This is a genomic window from Bradyrhizobium sp. 179 (genome assembly GCF_023073535.1).
Lineage (GTDB): Bacteria > Pseudomonadota > Alphaproteobacteria > Rhizobiales > Xanthobacteraceae > Bradyrhizobium.
Map to the genome: position 1 here is coordinate 32,503 of NZ_JADPJR010000160.1, position 23,662 is coordinate 56,164.

22 protein-coding genes are annotated in these 23,662 nt (G+C 64.3%); 9 read left to right on the top strand and 13 right to left on the bottom strand.

Annotation, left to right across the window (positions count from 1 at the left end; all coding sequences use genetic code 11):
* Positions 1-68: 68 nt before the first annotated feature.
* The 8 genes from IVB12_RS36655 to IVB12_RS36690 all read right to left on the bottom strand — a co-directional run bounded on the left by IVB12_RS36655 (position 69) and on the right by IVB12_RS36690 (position 8,658).
* Positions 69-1,940 carry a sugar phosphate isomerase/epimerase and 4-hydroxyphenylpyruvate domain-containing protein gene (locus IVB12_RS36655; protein ID WP_247307681.1) on the bottom strand — a complete coding sequence of 624 codons (1,872 nt, stop codon included), beginning with the start codon at positions 1,938-1,940 and terminating at the stop codon, positions 69-71.
* Positions 1,937-2,674, bottom strand: coding sequence for an ABC transporter ATP-binding protein (locus IVB12_RS36660; protein ID WP_247307683.1), 738 nt, complete (start codon positions 2,672-2,674; stop codon positions 1,937-1,939). Before IVB12_RS36660 ends, IVB12_RS36655 begins: the two co-directional genes overlap by 4 nt.
* Positions 2,675-2,686: 12 nt before the next feature.
* Positions 2,687-3,430 (bottom strand): ABC transporter ATP-binding protein, encoded by a 744-nt coding sequence (locus tag IVB12_RS36665; protein ID WP_247307687.1) that lies wholly within the window; start codon positions 3,428-3,430, stop codon positions 2,687-2,689.
* Positions 3,427-4,425 (bottom strand): branched-chain amino acid ABC transporter permease, encoded by a 999-nt coding sequence (locus tag IVB12_RS36670; RefSeq protein WP_247307690.1) that lies wholly within the window; start codon positions 4,423-4,425, stop codon positions 3,427-3,429. Before IVB12_RS36670 ends, IVB12_RS36665 begins: the two co-directional genes overlap by 4 nt.
* Positions 4,422-5,297 carry a branched-chain amino acid ABC transporter permease gene (locus IVB12_RS36675; RefSeq protein ID WP_247307693.1) on the bottom strand — a complete coding sequence of 292 codons (876 nt, stop codon included), beginning with the start codon at positions 5,295-5,297 and terminating at the stop codon, positions 4,422-4,424. The genes IVB12_RS36670 and IVB12_RS36675 overlap by 4 nt, the downstream gene beginning before the upstream one ends.
* 224 nt (positions 5,298-5,521) lie before the next feature.
* Positions 5,522-6,652, bottom strand: coding sequence for an ABC transporter substrate-binding protein (locus IVB12_RS36680; RefSeq protein WP_247307697.1), 1,131 nt, complete (start codon positions 6,650-6,652; stop codon positions 5,522-5,524).
* 56 nt (positions 6,653-6,708) lie between these two features.
* Positions 6,709-7,587, bottom strand: a complete 879-nt coding sequence (locus IVB12_RS36685) for a shikimate dehydrogenase (RefSeq protein WP_247307700.1) — start codon at positions 7,585-7,587, stop codon at positions 6,709-6,711.
* A gap of 132 nt (positions 7,588-7,719) precedes the next feature.
* Positions 7,720-8,658, bottom strand: a complete 939-nt coding sequence (locus IVB12_RS36690) for a LysR family transcriptional regulator (RefSeq protein WP_247307702.1) — start codon at positions 8,656-8,658, stop codon at positions 7,720-7,722.
* A gap of 664 nt (positions 8,659-9,322) precedes the next feature.
* Here IVB12_RS36690 and IVB12_RS36695 point away from each other — a divergent pair.
* The 4 genes from IVB12_RS36695 to IVB12_RS36710 are packed head-to-tail and all read left to right on the top strand — an operon-like array spanning position 9,323 to position 12,647.
* Positions 9,323-10,240 (top strand): branched-chain amino acid ABC transporter permease, encoded by a 918-nt coding sequence (locus IVB12_RS36695; protein WP_247307705.1) that lies wholly within the window; start codon positions 9,323-9,325, stop codon positions 10,238-10,240.
* Positions 10,237-11,181 carry a branched-chain amino acid ABC transporter permease gene (locus tag IVB12_RS36700; RefSeq protein WP_247307708.1) on the top strand — a complete coding sequence of 315 codons (945 nt, stop codon included), beginning with the start codon at positions 10,237-10,239 and terminating at the stop codon, positions 11,179-11,181. Before IVB12_RS36695 ends, IVB12_RS36700 begins: the two co-directional genes overlap by 4 nt.
* Entirely contained in the window at positions 11,174-11,941 is a 768-nt protein-coding gene (locus IVB12_RS36705; protein ID WP_247307709.1) for an ABC transporter ATP-binding protein, read from the top strand. The genes IVB12_RS36700 and IVB12_RS36705 overlap by 8 nt, the downstream gene beginning before the upstream one ends.
* Positions 11,934-12,647: an ABC transporter ATP-binding protein gene (locus tag IVB12_RS36710; RefSeq protein WP_247307711.1), complete on the top strand. Its 714-nt coding sequence runs from the start codon at positions 11,934-11,936 to the stop codon at positions 12,645-12,647. Before IVB12_RS36705 ends, IVB12_RS36710 begins: the two co-directional genes overlap by 8 nt.
* A gap of 114 nt (positions 12,648-12,761) precedes the next feature.
* Here the strand turns inward: IVB12_RS36710 and IVB12_RS36715 are convergent, their stop codons facing one another.
* The 3 genes from IVB12_RS36715 to IVB12_RS36725 all read right to left on the bottom strand — a co-directional run bounded on the left by IVB12_RS36715 (position 12,762) and on the right by IVB12_RS36725 (position 16,410).
* Entirely contained in the window at positions 12,762-13,130 is a 369-nt protein-coding gene (locus tag IVB12_RS36715; RefSeq protein ID WP_247308147.1) for a hypothetical protein, read from the bottom strand.
* Between the two features lie 279 nt (positions 13,131-13,409).
* Entirely contained in the window at positions 13,410-14,858 is a 1,449-nt protein-coding gene (locus tag IVB12_RS36720) for a glutamine synthetase family protein (RefSeq protein WP_247307712.1), read from the bottom strand.
* 193 nt (positions 14,859-15,051) lie between these two features.
* Positions 15,052-16,410, bottom strand: coding sequence for an aromatic ring-hydroxylating dioxygenase subunit alpha (locus IVB12_RS36725; RefSeq protein WP_247307713.1), 1,359 nt, complete (start codon positions 16,408-16,410; stop codon positions 15,052-15,054).
* 109 nt (positions 16,411-16,519) lie between these two features.
* On the opposite strand from IVB12_RS36725, the gene IVB12_RS36730 reads away from it, so the two are divergent.
* Entirely contained in the window at positions 16,520-17,305 is a 786-nt protein-coding gene (locus tag IVB12_RS36730; RefSeq protein ID WP_247307714.1) for an IclR family transcriptional regulator C-terminal domain-containing protein, read from the top strand.
* 65 nt (positions 17,306-17,370) lie between these two features.
* Positions 17,371-17,703: a PRC-barrel domain-containing protein gene (locus tag IVB12_RS36735; RefSeq protein ID WP_247307715.1), complete on the top strand. Its 333-nt coding sequence runs from the start codon at positions 17,371-17,373 to the stop codon at positions 17,701-17,703.
* 51 nt (positions 17,704-17,754) lie between these two features.
* Here the strand turns inward: IVB12_RS36735 and IVB12_RS36740 are convergent, their stop codons facing one another.
* Positions 17,755-18,150: a group II truncated hemoglobin gene (locus IVB12_RS36740; RefSeq protein ID WP_247307716.1), complete on the bottom strand. Its 396-nt coding sequence runs from the start codon at positions 18,148-18,150 to the stop codon at positions 17,755-17,757.
* Positions 18,151-18,224: 74 nt separating this feature from the next.
* Positions 18,225-19,133 carry a helix-turn-helix transcriptional regulator gene (locus IVB12_RS36745; protein WP_247307718.1) on the bottom strand — a complete coding sequence of 303 codons (909 nt, stop codon included), beginning with the start codon at positions 19,131-19,133 and terminating at the stop codon, positions 18,225-18,227.
* A 120-nt stretch (positions 19,134-19,253) separates the two neighbouring features.
* Here IVB12_RS36745 and IVB12_RS36750 point away from each other — a divergent pair, with 120 nt between their 5' ends.
* The 3 genes from IVB12_RS36750 (at position 19,254) to boxC (ending at position 23,621) form a co-directional block, all read left to right on the top strand.
* A complete protein-coding gene (locus tag IVB12_RS36750; RefSeq protein WP_247307719.1) occupies positions 19,254-20,795 on the top strand; it encodes a benzoate-CoA ligase family protein in 1,542 nt (513 codons plus the stop codon).
* Positions 20,796-20,923: 128 nt separating this feature from the next.
* Positions 20,924-21,742 (top strand): alpha/beta hydrolase, encoded by an 819-nt coding sequence (locus IVB12_RS36755; protein ID WP_247307722.1) that lies wholly within the window; start codon positions 20,924-20,926, stop codon positions 21,740-21,742.
* A gap of 190 nt (positions 21,743-21,932) precedes the next feature.
* Entirely contained in the window at positions 21,933-23,621 is a 1,689-nt protein-coding gene (boxC, locus tag IVB12_RS36760) for a 2,3-epoxybenzoyl-CoA dihydrolase (RefSeq protein WP_247307723.1), read from the top strand.
* Positions 23,622-23,662 lie beyond the last annotated feature (41 nt).

A 23,662-nucleotide genomic window follows, 5' to 3' on the forward strand; every position in this document is an offset into this window, starting at 1 on the left:
AATCCCTCCGCGGACAGATTCTGGATTGCTTCGTCGCAAGGGCTCCTCGCAATGACGTGGAGAGAGTTTTACAGTCTCGGCATGCTCGCAGGCCGTACCTCGCGGGCCTGCGCTGCGAGCCTGATGCCGGCATTGGCCGCGCCAAAGCCCTGATAGCGCCGCCGTTCGACGATCTCGAAGAAGAAGCGCTCGTCGAAGATGTGGGTGTAGACCTGGAAGAATTCGCCGTCACCCTCGCGGTCGTAGAGGATGTGGTTGGCGCGCAGTTGCGCCATAAGCTCGGGCGAAAGATCGTATTTGGCTTCGATGTCGTCGTAGTAATTATCAGGGATGTCGAGGAAATCCGCGCCGCGCTTGCGCATCTCCGCGACCGTCGCAAAGATGTTGCGGCACGAGAATGCGACGTGCTGCACGCCCGAGCCGAAGAACTCGGAGATGAAGCGCGACGGCAGCGTGCGGTTGGCGGAGGAGCCGTTGAGCACGAAGCACAGGCTCTGGTCTGCGTTGATGATGGCTTGGCTCTGCACCAGGCCTCTGGGGTCGACGATCTCCATCTGCGGCAGCCGCGTCAGGTCGAGAATGCCGGTGTAAAACAATAGCCAGGACAGCATCTCGTCATAGGGCATCGACTGCGCGATGTGATCGACCGCCAGCAGCGCGTCCGGGCTCGCCTCGCTCGGTACCGGCTCGAAATCGGTGTCCCAGTTCTTGCCGGCCTGATCCAGAAAATAGAGCAGGCTGCCGCCGACGCCGTGGATCGCTGGGATCTCGAGTTCGCCCGGCCCGACCGGCTGGTAGAAGGTGCGCGCCTTCAGCGCTTCGGCGCGCTGCATGGAAAGGCCCGCATTGTCGACGTCGAGTGCGATCGCACAGACGCCGGGGCCGTGGGTGACGTAATGCGAATGCGCAAAGCCGTCGGTCTCGCAATTGATGACGAGTTCGATCTTGCCTTGCGACCAACGCTCCACCGCCTTGCTGCGGTGCTTGCCGGTCTTGCGAAAACCGAGCTGCGCGAACAGGCGAGCAAGCTCGCCGGCCTTGGTCTCGTTGACGGCGAACTCGACGAAGCCGGTACCGTGGGTTCTGGATTTCGGCGCCAGCGGCTCGCGGACAAGCTTTGGCCAGTCCGGTGCGAGCTGGTCCTCCAGCAGGATCAGCGAGCGCAGGCCGTCGACCGCCGTCTGGGCCGCCGAGCCGGCGCGGAACTGGTCGTTGAAGATCTCCAGCGACAGCGGCCCGGCATAGCCGGTCGCCGCCACCGCCGCCATGAACTCGCGGACCGGGAGGTCACCCTGGCCCGGGAAAGAGCGGAAGTGCCGGCTCCAGGAGAGGATGTCGAGCTCGAGCTTCGGCGCGTCCGCAAGCTGCACCAGAAAGATCTTGTCGCCGGGGATCGAAGCCATCGCGCGGGTCGGAAAGCCGGGCGCCAGCGCATGAAAGCTGTCGAGGATGATGCCGATTGCCGGATGATCGGCGCGGCGCACGATCTCCCAGGCGTCGCGGTAGTCGTTGACGTGCCGTCCCCAGGCCAGCGCCTCGTAGCCGACGCGCAAACCACGTTTCACCGCACGTTCGCCGAGCTCGCGAAAATCGTCCGCGGCACGGTCGATGCCGCCAAGCGAGACGGGCGAAACGTTGGAGCAGATCAGCAAGAGATCGGTGCCGAGCTCTTGCATCAAGTCGAACTTGCGCATCGCGCGGGCAAAGTTGCGCGAACGCTGCGGCTCCGGCATGCCTTCGAAATCGCGGAACGGCTGGAACGCGCAGATCTCGAGATTGAGGTCCTTGCAGAGCTGTGCCACGTCGCGCGGGCCCGCGCCGAACGACAACAGATCGTTCTCGAAGATCTCGACTGCGTCGAAGCCGGCTGAGGCGATGGCGCGCAGCTTTTCGTCGAGGGCGCCGGAGAGAGACACGGTTGCGATCGAACGCTTGTTCATGCGGCGCTCTCCTCCATGGCGCCGCCCAGGAACAATTGCCCGATGCGGGGATCGTTCAGAATGCGCTTGGCGTCGTCGATCATCCGGGTCTGGCCGAGCTCGAGCACGATGCCGATGTCCGAGATCTCCAGCGCCGAACGAGCGTTTTGCTCGATCATCAGGATCGTGACGCCGCGTTCGCGCAAGCTTTTGAGGATATCGAAGGTCTGCTGCACCATCAACGGCGACAGGCCGATCGAGGGCTCGTCGATCAGCACCAGCTTGGGTTCGAGCAGCAGCGAGCGGGCGATCTCGAGCTGCTTCTGCTCGCCACCGGACAGCGTGGAAGCCTGCTGAATCGTTTTTTGCCGCAGCGCCGGAAACAGGTCGAGTGCCGCCTCGATCCGCTTGGGAAGATCGAGGCCCTTGTCCGCAGCGACGCCGCCGAGTTCGATGTTGTGGCGCACGGACAGCTCGGGAAAGATGTTGCGGCCCTGCGGCACGTAGCAGATGCCGGCATTGAGCAGCGCGCGCTGGCTCAGGTTCGTGACGTCGCGGCCGGCAAAGCTGATCTTGCCCTCGCGCAGCTTGAGCAGGCCGAAGATTGCCTTGAAGACGGTGGACTTGCCGGCGCCGTTCGGGCCGATGATCGTCGTGATCGTGGCTTGAGGCACGGCGAAGGTCGTGCCGTTCAAAATCGTCATCTTGCCGTAGCCGCCGACGAGATTGTGAACAGAGAGGATCGGGTCGCTCATGGCTCGCGCTCCCTAATGTCCGAGATAGGCTTCGATCACGGCGAGGTTTTTCCGCACCTCATCCGGCCGTCCCATCGCCAGCACCTTGCCTTCCGCCATCACCATCACCCGCGAGCACAGCGACATCACGAATTCCATGTTGTGCTCGATCACGACGAAGGTGGCGTTCTTCTCGCGGTTGATCGCAACCAGGCGGTCCTTGAGGTCCGCCAGCATCGACGGGTTGACGCCGCCGGCGGGCTCGTCGAGCAGCACCAGGCGCGGTCCGCCCATGAAGGCCATGGCGGCATCGAGCAGTTTTTGCTGGCCATAGGAGAGGCCGCCGGCCGGCTCGTCCGCGAGATGGTCGAGCTTGAAGAAGCCGATCATCTGGTTGGCGGCGTCGGTCAGCCCGGCATCGGAGCGGCCGACGAGGCGCGAGGCCATGTTGCCCTGGTGCTCCTGTCCGGCCAGAATCAGGTTCTCCCGCACCGAGAGCTTTGGAAAAACCTGCAGGAGCTGGAAGGTGCGGCTGACCCCCAGCTTGTTGAGTTCGGAGGGCCGCAGGCCCGTCACCACCTTGCCGTCCAGCCTGACCTCGCCGCCTGACGGCGTGAGCTGGCCGAGGATGCAGTTGAACAGCGTCGACTTGCCGCAGCCATTCGGTCCGATCAGGCCGAGGATCTCGCCCTCGCGCACGTCGAAGCTGACGCCATCGACGGCGCTGATGCCGCCAAAGTTCTTCTTGATATTGGTGACCTCGAGGACTGCGCTCATTGCACCGTCTCCAGGCGTGACTTTGCGACGGCGCGCAGCGCGGACGCCGCCTTGGTCCGTCGCGCTGCCATCGCGCGATCGAGGATTCCCAGAATGCCCGTCGGCGACCAGATCAAGAGCAGCATCACCGCAACCGCATAGAGCATGAGATAATAGCCTTCGGTGAAGCGCAGCCATTCCGGCAGCAGCACGGCAATCATCGCGCCCAGGAACGGACCGAAATAGAAGCCGGCCCCGCCGACGATCACCATCATCAGCAGGTCGAGCGAGAGCGACAGGTTGAACGGCACGGGATCGATATATTGCGTCAGCGGCGCATAGAGCGCGCCGGCGACGCCGCCGAGCGCCGAGCCGATCGCAAAGGCCATCAGCGTGTAGCGCCGGGTGTCGACGCCGAGCGATTGCGCGCGCAGCGGATTCTCGCGCAGCGCCATGAAGGCGCGGCCCCAAGGCGAGCGGATCAGCCACCACACCGCAAGCGACACGATCGCGAGCGAGCCGAGGCAGAGATAATAGAAGGGCAGCGGCTTGTTGGTCGCTAGCCCGAAGACGTGCGGGCGCGGGATGTTGGAGATGCCGTAGATGCCGCCGGTGAGCCAGCTCTCGTTGCGGAACACCAGGAAGGCGAGAGTGGAGAAGGCGAGGGTGACGAACGCGAGGTAGTGGTGCTGCACGCGCAGCGCGGGATAACCCAGCACCCAGCCGACCGCAAAGCTCAAGGCGATCGCGACCAGAATCGCGGCCGGCAGCGGCCAGCCATGGGTGGTCATGATCGCCGCCGCATAAGCGCCGATGCCGACGAAGGCGCCCTGCGCCAGCGAGACCTGGCCGGCATAGCCGAGCGTAAGGTTGAGCCCCATCGCGGCGATGCTCATCACCGCCCATTGGCTCAGGATGAACAGACCGTAACGATTGAAGTTCATGGGGACGATGATCAGCGCGGCGATGGCGATGAGGCCGAGCGCAATCTGCAGGGGTTTGCCAAAGCTGATCATACCGTGCGCTCCTCGGCGCGGCCGAGCAAGCCCTGCGGCCGAAACAGGATGACGGCGATCAGGAAGATCATCGGAACGGCGGCGCGATATTGCGTCGAGACATAGGCGGCCGCGAGATTGTCGAGCACGCCGATCAAGAGACCGCCGGCGATTGCGCCGCGCACCTGGTTGAAGCCGCCGACGATCGCGGCGATGAATGCCGCCTGGCCCAGCACCTCGCCGGAGGAGAACTTGGCGAGATAGATCGGCGTGATCAGCAGTGAGGCCAGCGCGACCAGGAAGGCGTTGATCAGGAAGGTCAGCAGGATCATGCGCTCGACCGGCACGCCGATGATCCGCGCCACCGTCGGGTTCTGCGCCGCCGCCTGCATCTGGTGGCCGAGCGAGGTGCGGTTGAGCAGTGCGGTCAAGCCGAAGACGGCGAGGATGGCGAGGACGAGGACGCCGATACTTTGCAGCGACACCGCATGGCCGAGGATGGAGATGTCGCCTGTCGGCACGATCGACGGGAAGGGCGAGGCCTCGGCGCTGAAGAACTGCTTGACGGATTCCTTGATGCCGATGGCCAGCGCCATGGTCGCGATCGCCAGCGGCAGCACGCCGTGGCGCATCATCGGATCAACCAGCAGCAGCTTGAAGGCGAGACCGAGCAAAATCATCGAGAGCAGGATGCCGAGGATGATCGCGAGCCAGAACGGGGCGCCGGCATGCATCGCCGCCAGCATCAGGAAAGCCGGCAGCATCACGAACTCGCCTTGGGCGAAATTGATGGTCTGCGAAGTCTGCCACAGCAGAGTGAAGCCGACCGCGACCAGCGCATAGATCGCGCCGGTGGCAAGTCCCGCGACCAGAAGATCGAACAGACTGGACATTTTCCCCTCTCGCCGTTCTGCCTTCCCGTTCGTCATGCTTGCGGGGAGAGGCGTAGGCGGCCTATCGCCGCCGTTCTTAAGAATGCCGATGCGAAGCATCGGCTACGGTGAGGGCGAGCCTTCGCGAGCACGGTAATAGTTGGACTCGCGGAAGCTCCCCCTCACCCGGAATTTGCTGCGCAAATTCCGGTCTCTCCCCGCAAGCGGAGAGAGACGAAAGAACCTCACTTCACTTTCGGCAGCACCTGCTTCACGACCTGCTTGCCTTCGACCACCTCGACCAGGAAGCTCTGACGGTCGATGTCTCCGGTGTCGCTGAAGGTGACGTCCATCAAAATACCCGGCTCGTCGGCGGCCTTGATGGTCAGGCCATGCAGCGTGTCGGCAAACTTCTTCGGGTCGACCTTGCCCATCTTCTCGGTGGTGGCTTTGACCATGTAGACGGCGAGATAGCCCTTCAGGCCGTTATGATCAGGCACGTAATTGTACTTCTTGGAAAATTTCTCGCGGAACGCCTTGATCAGATCGACCGGGGCATCGGTGGTGAGGCCGACATGGCCGCGCGCGCCGTTGGCGGCATCGCCAGCGAGCTCGATCACCTTCTGGCCGATCAGCGTGGTCTCGCCCATCAGCGGTGCGGTGACGCCCTGCCGCTTCAGTTCTTTCAGGATGCGCGCGCTCTCTTCCTCATTGAGATAGACGAACACGGCATCGGGATTGGCAGCCTTGATCTTGCCGACGTCGGCGGCGAAATCGGCCTGGCCCGCTTCGGTGGAGAGATCGGCAACCACCTTGGAGCCGAGCCGGTCGAGCTCCTTGACGACGACGTCGCGGCCGCCGCGGCCGAAGTCGTTGTTAACCCAGACCACCGCAACCGTCTTCGCCTTTATCTCGTCGTGAATGTATTTGGCGACCTTCGGCATCGAGGATTGCTGGCCGAACGAGGTGCGGAACAGGAACTTGTTGCCCGCCTGCGTCAGCTCGGCGGCTTCGCCGCCCATGATCTGCGCGATACCGGCTTCGGCCGCGAGCGGCGCGGTGACCTTCACCGAGCCGGAATAGCCGGGACCGAGCAGCACATAGGGCTCGGCGTCGAGCGCCTTCTGCACCTGGGCGCGGGCGACGCCGGGGTTCGACTGCGAGTCGGCGTGGGTGACCTCCAGCTTGCGGCCGAGCACGCCGCCCTTGGCGTTGATCTCCTCGATCGCGAGGTCGATGCCGTTCTTCCAGTTGGTGCCGACGGTGGCGCCGCCGCCGGAGAGCTCGGCGACGTCGGCGAGCTTGATCGCCTGGGCAAGGGCGCTCGTTGCCGACATGGCGGTGAGCAGCGCGCCCACCAGTAGCGTTGATTTCATCGTCCTCTCCTCCCGTTTCAAATCTTGCAAGCGGCCTTGTTTCCGGCCGCTTCGTCTCAAGCTGCCTGATAGGCGGCGGTGCGCGCAACCATCACGGCATCAAAAGCCTCTCCCATGATCTCGGTCGATGGAGCAAGGCCGGTGAACAGTTCAAAGGCGTCGGCGGCCTGATAGATCGCAAGCTGCCGCCCGGTCATGATCCGAGCGCCTTTCTGTCGCGCTGCGGCAAGCAGCGGCGTGATCAGCGGCGAATAGACGGCATCGGCGACCCACAGGTCTGCCCTGAGCAGCGCCGCCGGCACCGGGGTGTCTCGGTTCGGCAGCATGCCGACCGGCGTACCATTGACGAGACCGGTTGCACCATCGAGCGCGTCCTCGACGTTTCCGGCCACCCTCGCGCAGCCCCGCCTGGCAAGCAGCGAGGCGAGTTTCTCGGCGCGCGCCGGCTCGCTGTCGAAGATGCGGATATCGGTCACCTCCAGGCTCGCCAGCGCAAACGCGATCGCCTTGCCGACGCCGCCTGCGCCGATCACGGCGACGGAGTTGGCTGATGGTGCCAGCAGCGGGGCCACCGCGCGCGCAAAGCCTGTGGTGTCGGTGTTGTGGCCGGTCAGCTGGCGGTCCCTGACGACGACGGTGTTGACCGCGCCCATGGCGGCAGCGTCCGGCGCCAGCGCATCGAGCAGTGGGACCACCGCTTCTTTGTAAGGGTAGGTGACATTGACGCCGGCAAAGCCGAGCCGGCGCACGCCTTCGAGCATCATGCGGAGCCCGGCCGCATCGGCACCGGCCACTTCGATGAGCTGGTAGTGGCCGCGCAGGCCGAGCGCCTCGGCGGCGCGCTCATGCATGGCGGGGGACGCGGAATGCGCGATCGGCGCGCCGATCAGGCCGGTGAGAAGCTTCCTGCTGGCGGCGTATTCGCGCTTCGACATGGTTCGCTATCGTTTCGTTGGGAGCGTCCGGTCCCGGCCATTAGCGGGGAAATCCGCGCAATTCCAGCCGCGACGATAGCCTTTCCCCTGCCTAACACAATTACCCTTTTATCCGGCAAACCTAACATAGTGTTATTTCTTCCGCCCGCGTGCCGAAACGGCCTTGCCGTTGCCGCGGGACGGCTCGACCGCGCGCATCTCGGCGCGCAGGGCATCAATGAAATACTCGGCATGGAGCGACAGCGGCGCGCCACGCTTCACCGCGATATAGGTGTCGAACCGCGTCGGCTCGGTGATCTTCAAGAGCTCGATTCCGGGATAGCCGCCATGGGCCACCGTGAACTGGTCGATGATGGCGATGCCGAGCCCCGCCTTCACCAGGGCGCAGACGGTGGTGCCAAAGCGCGCGCGGATGGTAATGTTGTAGTCGAGGCGGTTGCGCGCAAAGATCTCGGCCATGATCCGTCCGTAAGGGTCGTTCGGGTCGATCCCGATCAGCGGATAGCGGGTGATCTCGGCGGCGGAGACCTGCTTGCGGCCGGCGAGCTCATGTCCCGGCGGCACGATGCAATAGAGCTCGCCCGAGGCGAGCGGCATGAAGTCGAGCCCGGAATGTTCCAGCCGGTAGCTCATCGCCACGCACTCGCCGCGGCCGAGCATCAGATAGTCGATGGCTTCCTCGAGTTTGAGGATGTTGATGTCGATGCCGAGGTCCGGGTAGCGGCGGCGGACGCGCTCGATCGCGCGCGGCACCATCACCTGCGAGATGCTCGGCACCGAGCCGATGCGCAGCTCCGACAATCCGCCGCGGCCGATCTTCGAGATGATCTCGGAGAGGTCGTCGACCTTCTTGTAGACGCCGTTGATCTGCTCGAAGATGTTCTCGGCTTCCGGCGTTGGGAAATAGCGCCCGTTCTGGCGCTGGAAGAAGCGGATGCCGAGCGAGCGCTCGGTGTATTTGACGAGGCGGCTGATCCCCGGCGCCGAGACGTTGAGCAGCTTCGCCGCGCCGCCGATGGTGCCCGTCACCATCACGGCACGTATCACTTCAACCTGGCGCAGCGTCATCATGTCCGGGCGTCCGAAGGATGATCGTGATCTCGATCATCTCACGAGAGCCGAGATGTCATCGAGCGGCAAGTGTCTGTCAACATGGACGGAGGAGGCAAGTTGCTCGAAGAGACGTTGAGCCGCGTCCGGGGCACGAGAGTGCGGCTGGGATCCTCAAGCTTCCCGCTCGGGAGCCGGGAGAAGGCAACGGCCAAATTGTTTTCGACGAAAATCGGCACGCTCAAATGGAAGCGCGTCGCTCGGACGCATGCGGTCGCGATCGCGATCCGCCACAGAATCATGGGCAGCGCTGGAGGCCTCGACGGTCAACGGCGTGCTCGCTGAACCGGACGACCTTCACCACCAGATGACGTCGCACTAGACGCATCTCTCGCTAAAGCTTCAACGACATTCCCACCCTCCTTCGGCTTGCCCGGGGGAGATGATCGTTTGGGTGCGGCAGGTTGCCCCATACCGCACGGCAACCTTCTTGCATTGCAAAGCAGGTGTCGGCCACGTGCGCCGGGATGCAACAAAGTGCATGTTTGCTGTCAAATCGCACTTGCCTCGGAACGATACTGCCATTACCCATTTTTCGGCCTTGAACAGGCAGGGAGAGCTCTTTCACTGATGGCGACCGTGTTCGAACATCGGCGCGACACTGCGTGCGCCTGAAAGAGTCTTGATGCTGCTCGTCGTCGAACAGTTCTTGAACGGATTGCAGTTCGGCCTGCTGCTGTTCCTGCTCGCCGCCGGCCTGACGCTGGTGTTCGGGATCATGGATCTCGTCAACCTCGCGCACGGCTCGCTCTACATGATGGGCGCCTATTTCGCCGCGACCTTCGCGGCGTGGACCGGCAGCTTCCTGCTCGGTGCGCTGATGGCGCTTGGCGCAACGCTCATGCTCGGCATCGTGCTCGAGATGACTGCGCTGCGGCATCTCTACGGGCGAGACCATCTCGACCACGTGCTCGCGACCTTCGGCCTGATTCTGTTCTTCAACGAAGCCGTGCGGCTGATCTGGGGCCCGGCCGGCCTTGCGTTGCCGCTGCCGGCCTGGCTCACCGTGCCGGTCCCGATCCTGCCCGGCATTCATTATCCCGCCTATCGCCTCGCCATCATCGCGGTCGCGCTGCTGGTCGCGCTGTTGCTCTATCTCGGCGTGATGCGCACCCGCATCGGCATGCTGATCCGGGCCGGGGCCTCCAACCGCGAGATGATCGGCGCGCTCGGCATCAACATCAAGCTGCTCTACACGCTGGTTTTTGGCTTAGGTGCCGCGCTCGCAGGCCTTGCCGGTCTGATGCAGGCGCCGATCCTCACCGTGCAGATCGGCATGGGCGAGAACATCCTGATCCTCGCCTTCGTCATCATCGTGATCGGCGGCATCGGCTCGATCCGCGGCGCGTTCCTGGCCGCAATCTTCGTCGGCATGATCGACACGCTTGGCCGCGCCTTCCTGCCGAACCTGCTCCGGCAGGTGCTGAGCGGCGCCGCGGCCTCCACCGCCGCGCCCGCGCTGTCATCCATGCTGATCTATCTCCTCATGGCGATCGTGCTGGTGGTGCGGCCGGAGGGGCTGTTTCCGGCCAATCGTCGATGAAGGCTTTCACTGTGAGCAAGGCCGTCACGGCCCTGATGCTGGCGGGCCTCGTGCTGCTGCCGCTCTATTCGCACCTGACCGGCAACATCTTCATCCTGACGCTGTTCACCCGCATCATCATCCTGGCGCTGGCGGCGGCGAGCCTCAACCTCATCATGGGTTTCGGCGGCATGATGAGTTTTGGTCACGCTGCCTATCTCGGCATCGGCGGCTACGCAGTCGGGATGCTCGCGCAGGAGGGCGTCGGAAGCGGCTTCATCCAGTTTCCCGTCGCGCTTGCGGCCTCCGCGACTTACGCGCTGGTGATCGGCGCGCTGTCTTTGCGCACGCGCGGCGTCTATTTCATCATGATCACGCTCGCCTTCGCGCAGATGGCCTATTACGTCGCCTCTGGCCTGGCGCGCTACGGCGGCGACGACGGTCTCACCGTTTACAAGCGCAGCGACTTCTCCGGACTGATCAATCTCGGCGACCGCACGCAGTTCTATTATCTCTGCCTCGCCTGCCTGCTCGGTGTCATTTTCCTGATCTGGCGCATCGTCAACTCGCGCTTCGGCCTCGTCGTGCAGGGCCTGCGCTCCAACGAGCAGCGCATGCAGGCGATCGGCTTCCCCGCCAAACGCTACCAACTCGTCTGCTTCGTCATATCAGGCACCATGTGCGGCCTTGCCGGCGCGCTGCTTGCCAATAACACCGATTTCGTCAGTCCCGCCGTGATGTACTGGACCCGCTCCGGCGATCTCATGGTGATGGTGATCCTGGGGGGCATGGGCACGCTGTTCGGTCCGGTCATGGGCGCGGTGGTGTTCCTGCTGCTGGAAGAGTTCTTGTCGCAGATCACCGAATATTGGGCGCTGATCATGGGCCCGCTCTTGCTGCTCATTGTCCTGTTCGGCCGCGGCGGCATCATGGGCGCGCTCGGGAGGGCTGGCCGTGGCTGAACCCCTACTCCGTGTCGAAAAGCTGGTGCGCCGCTTCGGCGGCATCGTCGCGACCGACAACGTCTCGCTCGAGGTCGCTAGCGGCGAGTTGCACGCCATTATCGGCCCGAACGGTGCCGGCAAGACCACCCTGATCAGCCAGCTCACGGGGCACCTCGAGCCGCATTCCGGCAGCGTCTCGCTGGCGGGGCGGGACATCACCTATCTGCCGGCCTATCGCCGCTGCGCGCTGGGCCTCGCCCGTTCGTTCCAGATCACCTCGCTGCTGCTCGACTTCACCGCCGCCGACAATGTCGCCCTGGCAGCCCAAGCGCATGCCGGTACGTCGTTCCGCTTCTTCGCCAATGCGCGCAAGGAGAAGAGCCTGCGCGATGCCGCCCATGCCGCGCTCGATCGCGTCGGCCTGTTGCACCGCGCCGATGTCGTGGTGTCCAGGCTCAGCCATGGCGAGCGGCGCGAGCTCGAGCTCGCGGTTGCGCTCGCGAGCAAGCCGAAGCTCCTGCTGCTCGACGAGCCGATGGCAGGCCTCGGCGTCACCGAATCGCAGCGCATGGTGAAGTTGCTGCAGGAGCTGCGCAAAGAGGTCTCGATCGTGCTCGTCGAGCACGACATGCCGGCGGTGTTCGCGCTCGCCGACCGGATCTCGGTGCTGGTTTATGGCCGCGTCATCGCCTCCGGGAATCCCGCCGCGATCCGCCAGAACGAGGATGTCAAGCGGGCCTATCTCGGCGATCAGCATGTGGTGACGCATCATGGCTGACACGCTGCTGGGCGTCGAGGGCATCGAGACCTGCTACGGCCTGTCCCAGGTGCTGTTCGGCTTGTCGCTGTCGATCAAACCGGGCGAGATGGTCTCGCTGATGGGCCGCAACGGCATGGGCAAGACCACCACCATCCGCTCCATCATGGGCCTGACGCCGGCGCGCGCAGGCAGCATCCGTTTCGCGGGCGCCGAGGTGCGGCAGCTTCCGTCATACCGGATCGCCCAGCTCGGCGTCGGCATCGTGCCGGAGGGACGCCAGATCTTCCCGAACCTCACCGTGCGCGAAAATCTCGTGGCCGCCGCCGCCGATCGTTTCGCTAGTCCCAATCCCTGGACGCTGGCCGCGATCTACGTGCTGTTTCCGCGCCTCGCCGAGCGCGCCTCCAACATGGGCAACCAGCTCTCCGGCGGCGAGCAGCAGATGCTCGCCATCGGGCGTGCGCTGATGACCAACCCGAAGCTTCTGATTCTGGATGAAGCGACCGAAGGCCTCGCGCCGCTGATCCGCGAAGAGATCTGGAACTGCCTGTCGCTGCTCAAGAGCCGCGGACAGTCGATCCTGGTGGTCGACAAGAATGTCGATCACCTCGCCCGCATCTGCGACCGCCACTACATCATCGAGCGCGGCAAGACGGTCTGGAGCGGCACCTCCGACGAGCTGATGGCCGCGCCGGATCTTCAGCATAAATATTTGGGAATCTGAGGCCCCTGAGGAGCGCGACGTCCGCCCCCAGCTTCGCCGTTGCGAGCAGGATCCTCGGCGGCAGTCTGGATTTGCTTCGCTTCGCTGGCAATGGCGGTCGTGAGAGCTGCGCCCTCACCAATAAATCCCGTGGCGATGCAGTTCGCGGATCACGCGCGCTTCGAAGGAGGGCTGGCGTCGCTTCGCCTTGCTGCTGCCGGTCGTGCCGCTCGCGGGCGTTGCAGTCGACTGCGCGGCCGTTGCGGCGGTTGCAGCAGGTGCGGCTGGTGGCGGCGTGGGCGTCGTCGTTGTGGTCTGAACGGCAGCCCGCCCTTCTGGAGCCTGGGTCGACTGCGGCGCGACCGTCGCGGCGGGCTGCTCAGCCGCCTGTTGGCTCGCATCGGTTGCGGCGAGGCTCAGGCTTCGCGGGCCAGCAGCAAAGGCTTCTGTTGCAACCAGCGACAGGACCGCGATCAGAATCAGCTTGCGCATGGAAGTGCCCATTTTGGCCAATGCGTATTACCTATTCGGTCCGGCAGGGAAGCTAACGCGCTAGCCGATGCGTCCCGATCTCAATCAGGGTGGTCCGGCAGGAGAGGTGATAGATCAGGCTGAATAATTGGTCCCACACGATCGAACTCCGTTGTTCATCACGGGCTAATCTAGACCCGGCGTCTTTCCGCCGGTTTTCGAGGGATGGGGAAAATGACTTCGTCGGACGGCAGTCAGATGTCGTCGGAACAGGTAGGACGAAGTCGCCTCACGGAGGCGTGAGAGCCTCGATTAAAACATCTCGAAATATTCGCGGTGCTCCCAGTCGGTTACCTCAGACAGGAAGCGATCGATCTCGGCGTTCTTGATGTGGGTGTAATAGTCGACGAACTCAGGCCCGAGCTTTTCGCGGAAGAACGGATCGTCCTTCAGCGCAGTGACCGCGTCGCGCAGCGACTTCGGCAAGAGCGGCGCCTTGGTCTCGTAGGGGGTGTCCGCCGATGGGCCGGGATCGAGCTTGCGGTCGACACCGTCGAGGCCGGAGAGAATCTGTGAGGCCATGTAGAGATAGGGATTGGCGGCGGGCTCGCCGATGCGGTTCTCCAGGCGCGTCGCAGCATCGCCGGGCGCGCCGAGCACGCGGATCATCACGCCGCGATTGTCGCGGCCCCAGATCGCGCGGTCCGGCGCCAGCGAATAGGAGCGGTAGCGCTTGTAACCGTTGATGGTCGGCGTGGTGAACAATGTGGAGGCGCGGGCGTGGTCGAGCAGGCCGGCGAGGTACGCCTGGCCGAACGCGCTGAGCGGCTCGCCGCCGTCCTTCGCCGCTTCCTTGGCCATGAACAGGTTCTCGCTATTTCCGCGCGAGACGATCGATTGGTGCAAGTGCCAGCCGCTCGCGAAAACGTTCGGCAGTTTCGGCCGGCACATGAAGGTGGCGTGATAGCCATGCCGGCGCGCGATCTGCTTTATGGCGGAGCGGAACAGCACCATGTTGTCGGCGGGCTCCAGCCCCTTCTTCGGCGCGAAGGTGAACTCACACTGGCTGGGGCCGAACTCGACCTCGACCGAGCGCAAGGGCAAGCCGAGCGCGACGATGTCACGCCGCAAAATCTCCAGCACCGGCTCCATCTGATCGAAGCGCTGCTCGGTGAGATATTGATAGCCGTGGCTGAGCAGGCCGACCGAGGGCGGCGTGCCGGGCTGGCCGGCGTCCTCGGGCCGCATATGCGCGTCGTCGAGCTTGAAGATGTGGAATTCGACCTCGAGCCCAGCGACGAAATCATGGCCGCGGCTTGCGAGGTCATCGAGAACCTTGCGATACAGCGCCCGCGTTGCGAACGGCACGGCGCGGCCATCGTTGAAATAAAGGTCGCACAGCACCCAGCCTGTGGCGGGCGCCCATGGCAGCACGCGAAAAGTGCTGGGATCGGCGACCATCAGCACGTCGGCTGCGCCCTCCATCTCCTTCATGCCGAAGCCGCCGCCGGAGGTGAACACCGGAAACACCGTGCGATGCGAGCTGTCCTTGGCAAGCATCGTCGTGGTGATGGAGCAGCCGCTCTCCAGCGACGCGAGAGCTTCAGCGGCGATGATGGTCTTGCCGCGCAAGATGCCGTGCTGGTCGGGGAAGGCGAGGCGGATGACCTCGAGGCTCTTTTCCTCGACGACGCGGCGCATGCCCGCCGCCGCGTCCCTCTGCTCATCCGACCACAGCGCATGGCGCGCGACGAAAGTCACTTTGATCGTTCCTTCTCGCCCGGTGAGAGGATAGCCCACGCTGTCATCGTCCGCGAAGGCGGACGATCCAGTATTCCAGAGACGGTCGTGTGTCCACGAGAGGCCGCGGCGTACTGGATGCTCCGCTTTCGCGGAGCATGACAGTGGAGAATGTGGAGGCGCGGTCGCGACCCGCCGGCGGCGAAAGGCATCGTCACTCCGCCGCCGTCAGCCGGTGCACGTTGTCGGCGATGTCCTTCGGCACCGGCGCGGTCCATGGCGCGCCGCGGCGGCGCTTGACGTCGACCTCCATCCAGTAGGTCTCCCAGCCCCGCGTCGGGCCAATGCCGTCCATGGTCGCCGGTCCCTGGATGCTGCGCGCGTTGGCCTCGTCCAGGAACAGCATCGGCTTCTCGCCGCCCGACACCTTCTCGATCTCCTGCCGCAGCAGGCGGCGATATTGCACGATCGCCTTGTCGCTCTGACCGAGATGCTCCTTGGTGCGGTCCTGGATCGCGCCCATCGATTCCACCGCCCACTGGTCGTGGACGTTGATGTCGGTGCCCATGCCGGTGTAGGTCGCGGTCTGCTGTTCGTGCGGATCGAAGCCGTAATCGTTGCTGCGGTTCTTGCGCGATTTGTAGTCGGGCAGCTCATAGAGCTCGAGCCGCTGCTCGCGCATCTTCGTCTTGTCCACCGGGTTCGTGTAGCTGGTGAAGATCGCGTACCAATAGCAGTTCTCGTCATCGATCGGCACGTGCCACTGCGTGATCGTCATCTCCGTGCTCATGGGGATGACGAAGCCGTGCGGGAAGAGCTGATTAGTGACGCGCACATGGGTGCGCTCCTCGTCGATCTCGCGCAGCGCGATCAGCCTCAGACCGTATTCGGTGTGCTCGACATTGATAATTGGACGGTCGTATTCGCGCAGGATCTTCGTCATCGGCAAGTCAGAGCCGGCGGAGGCACCGCGGAATTGCTTGCCGTAGGCGGTGGACGTGTCCTCGTCCTCGAAGAAGCGGTGCAGATAGGAGGCGTGCGCGGGGTCGATGCCGACCTCCAGCGCCTGGAGCCAGTTGCAGGCCATGTGGCCCTTGAAGGCGAACGTGTGCGTGCCGGGCGCAACAAAGCAGTCGAGCTCCGGGAATGCCGGCGGCGCACCTTCGCCGAGATAAGCCCAGAGGATGCCGCTCTTCTCGACCACGGGATAAGAGCGCTGGCGAATGTTCTGACAGAGCTTGGAATCCTTCGGCTCGGCCGGCGTCTCGATGCACTGGCCGGTGGCGTCGAACAGCCAGCCATGGAAGGCGCAGCGCAGGCCGCCATGTTCGAGCCGACCGAAGGCGAGGTCGGCGCCGCGATGCGCGCAATGGCGGTCGATCAGGCCGTACCGTCCGGTCTCGTCGCGGAACAGCACCAGGCTCTCGCCGAGCAGTTTTACGGGACGGATCGGCCGCGCACCCTCTAGCTCGTCCACCAGCGCCGCCGGCTGCCAGTAACTCCGCATCAGTCTGCCGCAGGGGTCCTTGGCCCCGGTGCGGGTGATCAGGTCGTTCTGCTCCTGGCTCATCATGGCGCGTACGTCCTTGTGCAGGGAGTTTGTTCGCCTATTGAACTAGTGGGCGAATTATGACATGCCTGGGCGCGGCAGCAAGCACTATTTTGCAGGATCATCCGAAGCCATGCCCAAGCTGAAGCGGAGCGAGAGCGAGGAGCGCGCGACGGATTTCGTCGAGAGCCTCGATCGCGGTTTGCGGCTGCTGCAGTGCTTCGGCACCACCGCCGGCCCGATGACGCTGAGCGATCTTGCCCGCGCCGCCGATCTGCCCCGCGCCACCGCGCGGCGCATGCTGTTCACGCTTCAGCGCGGCGGCTTCGCTTCCGGTGACGGAAAGCTGTTCTCGCTGACGCCCCATGTGCTGACGCTGGCAGCGTCCTACCTGCGCTCGAACCAGCTCGTCGTGGTCCTTCAGCCGGTCCTTGATCGCATCGCAACCGGCGCGCAGGAGATCGCGTCGCTCGCGGTGCTCGATGGCGATGACGTCGTATTCATCGCGCGCGGAAGCCCTGCGCGCGTTTTCTCCGGCGGCCTCGAGATCGGCTACCGGCTTCCGGCCTTCTGCACCTCTGTCGGTCGCGCAATGCTCGGCCAGTTCGATGACGCCGATCTTGCAGCGCGACTGAAGACCATGAAGCGCGAGGCGCTGACGCCGCAGACCGAGGTTGATCCAAAAGCGCTACTCGCGCGCATCACTGCCGACCGCGCGCAGGGCTATTCGCTGGTCGACCGCGAGGCGGAGCCGCATTTCCGCTCGATCTCGGTTCCCGTCCGCCGCTATGACGGCGTGATCGTCGCCGCCATCAACATGGGGGCTCACGTCGACCGGGTGCCGGCACAGGAGCTGCTCGACCGTTTCCTGCCGCTGTTGCGCGAGGGCGCGGAATTGGTGCGCTCGCAGCTTCTGTAGCTGCATTCCCGTCGTCTCGAAAGCGGTGCTATAATGAGCAAGCACAAGAGAACAGGGAGGACGCCATGCACCATACCATGGTTCCCAGCGATCGCGTGGAGCACGTCGCCGTGTACGGACGCGACGGGACGAAGCTCGGCACGATCGAGCGACTGATGCTGGACAAGATGAGCGGAATGGTCGCCTATGCCGTGATCAAGACGGGCGGGCTGCTCGGCACCCGTCACCATTATCCTCTCCAGTGGAGCGCGCTGAAATACGATCCAAGCCGGCAGGCGTTCCAGACCGAGTTGACGCTGGACGAGCTCAGCAGCGGCCCATGCGAGTTCGACGGCGATGCTTTCGACTGGGGCGACCGCTCGCGGTCCTACCCGCATCCGCATTACTGGTCGGTCTAGCCGCGTCGCAGCTCGTGTGGGCGGGCTAAAGGTCGGCAGCACCACGCTCGATCAGTTCGGGTTGCGCATCCAGTCGGCGAGACCGGACAGCGCCTTGGCGAGGTCCTGCCGCGCGTTCGTGTCAGTGACCGTCTCCTCCAGCGCGCTGCGCATGCAGGCCATCCATGCGTCGCGCTCGGCATCACCGATCGCAAAGCCGATGTGGCGCTGGCGCAGCCGCGGATGGCCTTTCTCGACGGAGTAGAGCCGCGGGCCGCCGGTCCATTCGGTCAAATAGCGCTTCAGCACGTCCCTGATCAGACCGAGGTCGGCCGCATGCATCGCGCGGATGACTTTCGCTTCCGGCAGGATGTCCATGCGCTCGTAGAAGCCATCGACAAGGCGCTCGATCGTGGCACTGCCGCCGATCCGCTCGAACATGGAGATTGCGACGTCGCTATCGCTCATCGGTCTTCCCAAAGCTTGCTGTTGGGCTGGGATATAGCGAAATTGGAGGGTGTAGATGCAGCGAGAAAGGGATCCTACAGCGCGAGGCTGCGGAGGCCGAAGCTGCGCGCTTCGTTCTGCAGCACCGGGCGGACCGCGTCGATCAGCCGTGCGGCCGCGGCATCGACGGACAGGCCCGCGGTATCCACCACCGCGGTGGCGCGCGAATACAGCGGTTCGCGGCTGAGCAGGATGTTGCGCAGCTCGGCCATCGCCGAGCGATCATCGGCCATCGGGCGCAGATCGCCCTGGCGGCGGACGCGGGCCATGTGCTCCTCCGGCTCGGCCTTCAGCCAGATCGTGTAGAACGACGACAGGATCTGGTCGAAGGTCAGAGGCTCGGAGACGATGCCGCCGCCGGTCGCCAGCACCATCAGCTCGTTGCGCGCAAGCAGCTGCTGCAGCGCCGCCTGCTCCATGCGGCGAAAGCCTTCTTGGCCGTACAGCGCAATGATCTCGGCGACCGAGAGCCCGTTCTGCTGCTCGACCTCCTTGTTGAGCTCGACGAAAGTCCAGCCGATCTTCTTCGCCAGCATCCGGCCGAGAGTGGATTTGCCGGCGCCGCGTAGGCCGATCAGCGCAATGCCGCAGAACGGCGCGCGCCGCGGTGCAGACGCGCTGCCGCCGGCGAGCAGATCCTTGGCCTGCGCAATCTGCGCCGGTGTCGCCTTGCGCAGGAGATCGCGGAAAATCTGCCAGTCTGGCGTCGGATCGGCGCTAGGAAGCAGGTCTTCGAGATGTGCGCCCATCGCGTCGGAGACGCGGCGGAGCAGCACGATCGAGACATTGCCCTTGCCGCTCTCGAGTTGCGCGATGTAGCGCTCCGAAATCCCTGATACTTTGGCGAGCACTTTGCGCGACATGCCGCGCAGCGCGCGCATGGTGCGCACGCGCTGGCCGAGCTGTTCGAGAAATCGGGATTCGGCGTCGGGACTTTCGATCATGAGTCTTCTTTAGCGGATGTCCTGCGGCGCGTTTTAATGAAACATAATGCCTGCTGGCATTGACAGCAAGCCGCCACGGTGTCTTTCTATGAATTATAATTCTAAATTGGGGAGACGTCCGTGAGCGAGGGATCCTACAACGCGGTGACCTGGCTGCTCGACCGTAACGTCGAAGAGGGCAGGGGAGGCAAGCCCGTCTTCGACGACACCGTCTCGCGGCTCACCTATGGCGAACTGCAGCACCAGACGCGCCGCGCCGCGAACATGCTGCGCCGGCTCGGCATCCGTCGCGAGGAGCGCGTGGCGATGATCATGTTGGATACGGTCGACTTCCCGATCGTGTTCCTCGGCGCGATCCGCGCCGGCATCGTGCCGGTGCCGCTCAACACGCTGCTGACCTCCGATCAGTACGCCTACATTCTCGCCGATTGCCGCGCCCGTGTGCTGTTCGTGTCCGAGGCGCTCTATCCCGTCATCAAGGACGTCGTCGGCCGCATGCCCAATCTCGAGCACGTTGTGGTCTCCGGCGCCAAGCAGAACGGCCACAGGCAGCTCGCCGAGGAGCTCGCGGGCGAGAGCGACCAGTTCACCACCGCCGCGACACATCCGGACGAGCCGGCGTTCTGGCTCTATTCGTCGGGCTCCACCGGCATGCCCAAGGGCGTGCGCCATCTGCATTCGAACTTGCAGGCGACCGCGGATACCTACGCGAAGCAGGTGCTCGGCATCCGCGAGAGCGACGTCTGCCTGTCCGCCGCAAAACTGTTCTTCGCCTATGGCCTCGGCAATGCGCTGACCTTCCCGATGTCGGTCGGCGCCAGCGTGATCCTGAACAGCGAGCGGCCGACGCCGGCACGCATGTTCGATCTGATGAACCGCTACAATCCCTCGATCTTCTACGGCGTGCCGACGCTGTTCGCGGCCATGCTCAACGACGAGACGATGAAGGCCGAGCGCTGCGGCAAGGCGTTGCGCATCTGCACCTCGGCCGGCGAGGCGCTGCCGGAATCCGTTTGTCTTAGCTGGAAGGCGCGCTTCGGCGTCGACATTCTTGACGGTGTCGGCTCGACCGAGCTGCTCCACATCTTCCTGTCGAACGCGCCCGGCGACATCAAGTACGGCTCCTCCGGCAAGCCGGTGCCGGGCTATGCAGTGCGGCTCGTCAACGAGGCCGGCGAGGACGTCGCCGATGGCGAGATCGGCGAGCTCCTGGTCGATGCGCCCTCCGCTGGCGAGGGTTACTGGAATCAACGCCACAAGAGCCGCCGTACTTTTGAAGGCCCGTGGACCCGAACCGGCGACAAATATGTCAGGGATGCCGAGGGCCGCTATACCTTCTGCGGCCGTGCCGACGACATGTTCAAGGTCTCCGGCATCTGGGTCTCGCCCTTCGAGGTCGAGAGCGCACTGATCACACACCCCGCCGTGCTGGAAGCCGCTGTCGTGCCTGAGGCCGATCCGGAAGGGCTATTGAAGCCAAAAGCCTTCGTCGTGCTGCGTCCGGGTGCGAAGACGACGGACTTGCAGGAGATGCTGAAGGAGCACGTCAAGCAGAAGATCGGCCCGTGGAAATATCCGCGCTGGATCGACGTGGTGGATTCGCTGCCGAAGACGGCGACCGGGAAGATTCAGCGGTTCAAGCTGCGGGAGGGCGCGCATTAGTCGCTCGTCATTCCGGGGCGATGCGAAGCGTCGAACCCGGAATCTCGAGCCTCCAAGACAATCTCGAGATTCCGGATCAGCTCGCGCTGCGAGCTGTCCGGAATGACGCAAAGAACGGGAACGACAGCATGACCAACCTCGCCCTCACCGGCTTCCTCGACATCGGCACCGCCAGCCTCGAATACAAATGGCTCGCGCCATCGTCCACCGAGGCTCCCACCATCGTCATGCTGCACGAAGGCCTCGGCTCGGTCGGCCTCTGGGGCGACTTCCCGGACAAGCTTCAGCAAGCCACAGGCGCCGGCATCTTCGTCTATTCGCGCGCAGGCTATGGCCAGTCGAGCAAGGTCACGCTGCCGCGGCCGCTCGATTACATGCAGCGCGAGGCGCTCGACGTGCTGCCGAGGCTGCTCGACATGATCGGCTTCAAGCGCGGCCTCCTGCTCGGCCATTCCGACGGCGCCTCGATCGCGACGATCTATGCCGGTGCGCATCAGGATCATCGCCTCAGCGGCCTCGTGCTGATCGCGCCGCATTTCATCGTCGAGGACGTCTCGGTGAAATCCATCGCCGCGATCAAGACGGCCTTCGAGACCACGGACCTTAGGGCCAAGCTCGCGCGCTGGCATCAGGACGTCGACAACGCCTTCTATGGGTGGAACGGCGCCTGGCTCGATCCAAAATTCCGCGACTGGGACATCTCGGAATACCTCGCCTACATCCGCGTTCCCGTCATGGTCCTGCAGGGCGTGGAGGACCAATACGGCACCCTGCGTCAGGTCGAGATCGCGCAGGAGGAGTGCTACTGCCCGGTCGATGTGAAAATCATTTCAAGTGCGGGGCATTCCCCGCATCGAGAGGCGCCGGCGGCGACGCTCGAGGCGATCGCGCAATTCGCGAAAGCGGCCCTGCGCGACGATCAGGGCCTGCAAGGACGCGCCGCATGATGGCGGCGGCGTGACAGGTCCGAGGCCCGTAGGACCGGAACGGGCTCGTAATATCAACGCGGCCATGGCCGGCATTGACATGAAACAAAGTGCATGACGTGGCGGCCAAGGGCTAGACGCATCCAAAAAGATGCATTATTGTGCATCTAACGCTACGCGAAAATGCATAATCAAGCTTAGGGTGTGACCCATGGCCGGGGAAGATCGGCGCCTCGCAGGCGGCGCGACGTTCATCGATTTCCAGACAGACCCGTCCCGCTACCGGCATTGGAAGCTCGCATTCGACGGCGAGGTCGCGACGCTGACGATGGATGTCGACGAGAATGGCGGTCTGTTCGAAGGCTATCTTCTCAAGCTCAACTCCTACGATCTCGGTGTCGACATCGAGCTCGCGGATGCGATCCAGCGGCTGCGCTTCGAGCATCCCGAGGTGAAGGTCGTCGTGATGCGCTCGGCCAAAAACCGCGTGTTCTGCGCCGGCGCGAACATCCGCATGCTCGCCGGCTCCACCCACGCTCACAAGGTCAATTTCTGCAAGTTCACCAACGAGACCCGCAATGGCATGGAGGATTCCTCGGAGAATTCCGGCCAGCGCTTCATCACCGTGGTGAACGGCTCAGCGGCCGGCGGCGGCTATGAGCTCGCGCTTGCGACCGACTACATCATCCTCGCCGATGACGGTTCGTCTGCCGTTGCCCTACCCGAGGTGCCTTTGCTCGCCGTGCTGCCCGGCACCGGCGGACTGACCCGCGTCGTCGACAAGCGAAAAGTGCGCCGCGACCACGCCGATTTCTTCTGCACCATCGAGGAGGGCGTGAAGGGCAAGCGCGCCGTGCGATGGCGCCTCGTCGATGAGATCGCGCCGAACTCAAAGCTGGAGGCGAGGATCGCCGAGCGGGCCAAGGAATTCGCGGCCGCCTCGAAGCGCAAGGGAAGCGGCAAGGGCGTCGCGCTGACGCCGCTCAAGCGCCTGATCGACGAGACCAGCATCCGCTACGGCTTCGTCACGATCGACATCGATCGCACCGCGCGCATCGCTACGATCTCCATCAAGGCGCCGGAAGCGGCGCCGCCGGCCGACATTGACGGCATGATGGCACAAGGGGCTTCGTTCTGGCCGCTCCAGGTCGCGCGCGAGCTCGACGACGCCATCCTGCATCTGCGCATCAACGAGCTCGAGATCGCCATGCTGGTGTTCAAGAGCCATGGTGACCGCGCCCATGTGCTCGCCAGCGACGTCTTCCTCGAAGCCAACAAGGCGCACTGGCTGGTCAACGAAATCAGGCACTACTGGAAGCGAGTCCTCAAGCGCATCGACGTCACCTCGCGCACGCTGGTCGCGCTGGTCGAGCCCGGCTCCTGCTTCGCCGGCACGCTCGCGGAACTCGTGTTCGCCGCCGACCGCTCCTACATGCTGATCGGCACGCGTCAGGGCGACAACCGTCCGCCGCCGTCGATCGAACTGTCCGCGATGAATTTCGGTCCCTATCCGATGAGCCACGGGCTGACGCGGCTTCAATCGCGCTTCCAGGCCGATCCGTCCGATGTCGCGCGCGCGGAGGCGACACTCGGCACCGCGCTCGACGCCGAGCAGGCGGAAGAACTCGGCCTCGTCACCTTCGCGCTCGACGACATCGATTGGGACGACGAGGTCCGCGTGTTCCTCGAGGAGCGCGCCAGTTTCTCGCCCGACAGCCTCACCGGCATGGAAGCGAGCCTGCGTTTCGTCGGTCCTGAGACGATGGAATCAAAAATTTTCGCGCGCCTCACCGCGTGGCAGAACTGGATCTTCCAGCGCCCCAACGCTGTCGGCGAAGAAGGCGCGCTGCGCCGTTACGGCAGCGGTCAGAAGCCGAAATTCGATATGACGCGAGTCTAGCGAATAGGAGTGGCGAATGGCGACTAGAAGAGTCCATTCGC